Annotated in this window: 2 protein-coding genes; one reads left to right on the top strand and one right to left on the bottom strand. The window is 42.0% G+C overall.

Going from position 1 to position 2,283, the window contains the following annotated elements; all coding sequences use genetic code 11:
- Nucleotides 1-459: 459 nt before the first annotated feature.
- Complete coding sequence (locus tag EI161_RS14030) at nt 460-1,893, bottom strand: peptide MFS transporter (RefSeq protein ID WP_318779316.1); 1,434 nt, start codon at nt 1,891-1,893, stop codon at nt 460-462.
- Between the two features lie 113 nt (nt 1,894-2,006).
- Between EI161_RS14030 and EI161_RS14035 the strand changes: the two genes are divergently transcribed.
- The coding region (locus EI161_RS14035; protein ID WP_192528923.1) for a helix-turn-helix domain-containing protein at nt 2,007-2,283 on the top strand (277 nt) is incomplete at its 3' end.

Below are 2,283 nucleotides of genomic sequence, written 5' to 3' on the forward strand. Positions count from 1 at the left end.
CTATAAATTTAATACTATGTTTTGCCCCTTTAAGGGCATAAATCTGGTATCGTTCACCTAGGCTTAGATGTGTATAGTTCATGGTTGCAATCTCACTTTGGTCGGTGGATAAAAACTTTGATGCTAGCGCATCTAGGTCTTTTTTTCACCTCACATTTGGTATTGCACTTCATGTGTTAATCTAAGATATGAATGAACGGTTCAATATCGTGAGAATTAAATCTATATGAAATAGTTAGATAATTTAGGCTAACTTTTAATAAAGCAGAACATTACTAGATGTTTGGGCAGAAAATAGGCTTTCAATAGCTTGTGGCAAATAACTCACTAAGTGAAACAATAAAATGTGCTACCGATAATAGTAAAACATCTTTTCGTCCACCCTACCATCTAGCATTTATCGCAATGCTACTCATTAAAATTAAGGGGTTTTAACTTATAAATTCTAACCTAGATGATTCATGAACCAAGCTTATCTGCCTGCTCACTTTTTACCAGCATATTATTAATAGGTTTTGCCAATATTAATAATACCACTGCCGTCACCACCAAAAAGATGGTCATCGTTGTAAATAATTTTGGTAAACCTTCGATTTTATCCGCTGAAACGTGTCCACCGAAAAATGCAGCAACCAGATTACCCATCGCCACAGAAGCAAAGAATAGACCCATCATCTGACCTTGCATACCTTTTGGTGCCAGCTTAGTCATCGATGATAAACCCACTGGGCTAAGTGCCAATTCACCCAAGGTTAACAGTAATAAACTCCCTACTAGCCATAATGGAGATGCCAGGCCACCGTCATTGGTTAAAATACTCTTGGAGGCAAAAATCATCAACGAAAAGCCTGCAGCGGTAATTAACATACCAAGTGCAAACTTGGTCATACTACTAGGCTCAATACCTCGCTTACCAAGTTTGACCCAAATAATACTGACGATAGGTGCGAGCATTAAAATAAACAGTGGGTTCAACGATTGGAACCAGATACTAGGTATCTCAAAGCCTAAGACATTCAGATCGGTATAGCGATCGGCAAATAGGTTAAAGGAGGTCGGCTGCTGCTCAAAACTTGACCAAAATAGCGTCGAGCCAATAATTAAAATAAAGCAAGTGAGCAAACGCAGCTTGTCTGTCTTGTCCAAGCGTGGCGAGACAAACATAATCGCAAAGTAGCCTATCACCACCGCTGCAATGATATAAGTCATATACTCTGCGACCATTTCAGGACTAAACGGTATCATGCCACTCGCGACCAAAACAACAATCGCTGCCAATAACGCCAAGAAACCGATAACCCAGCGACCTATGTTTTTATAGCGGCCATTGGCGTACTCCCATTCGGGCGTAATATTTTTGGCTTGTGCATAGTGAGTTAAGGTCTTTTGGGCAGAAAAACGATAGATCAACAATGAGGCCAGCATACCAAGACCGCCTACCCCAAAACCGACATGCCACATGCCTTTTTCTTTAAATACCCCAACAATCAGCGCCGCTAATAGTGCCCCGATATTGATTCCCATATAAAACAAAGTAAAGCCGCCATCACGGCGCACGTCGCCTTTAGTGTACAGTGCCCCCACCATGACAGAGATACAGGTTTTAAATAACCCCGACCCTAAAACAATACATATCAAACCAACAAAAAATAGCGTCATGCCAAACATTGCCGACAACGCAATACATAAATGACCGAGGGCAATAATAATGCTGCCCCACCAAAGAGCGCGTTCTTGGCCGAGCCAGTTATCCGCCAACCAACCGCCCGGTACTGCGGCTAAGTACAATGAACCAGCAAAAATACCGTAAATAGCAGAAGCGGTGACTTCATCGAAGCCAAAGCCACCACTACCGACGGTCGCTACCATAAATAGTACTAATAGCGGGCGAATACTGTAATACTTAGATTAACACATGAAGTGCAATACCAAATGTGAGGTGAAAAAAAGACCTAGATGCGCTAGCATCAAAGTTTTTATCCACCGACCAAAGTGAGATTGCAACCATGAACTATACACATCTAAGCCTAGGTGAACGATACCAGATTTATGCCCTTAAAGGGGCAAAACATAGTATTAAATTTATAGCGAGGGCGTTAAACAGAAGTCCCAGCACCATATCAAGAGAGCTTAGGCGTAATAAAGGCCTGCGCGGTTACCGAGCAAAGAATGCTAATAACAAGGCTTGTGACAGACGGTCAAACAATGCGCCCAGCATCATCGCTGACGTATGGGATTGGGTCACAGATAAGCTAAAAGACAGCTGGAGTCCTGAACAAATAG

Source organism: Psychrobacter sp. FME5 (genome assembly GCF_014861375.1).
Taxonomy (GTDB): Bacteria; Pseudomonadota; Gammaproteobacteria; order Pseudomonadales; family Moraxellaceae; genus Psychrobacter.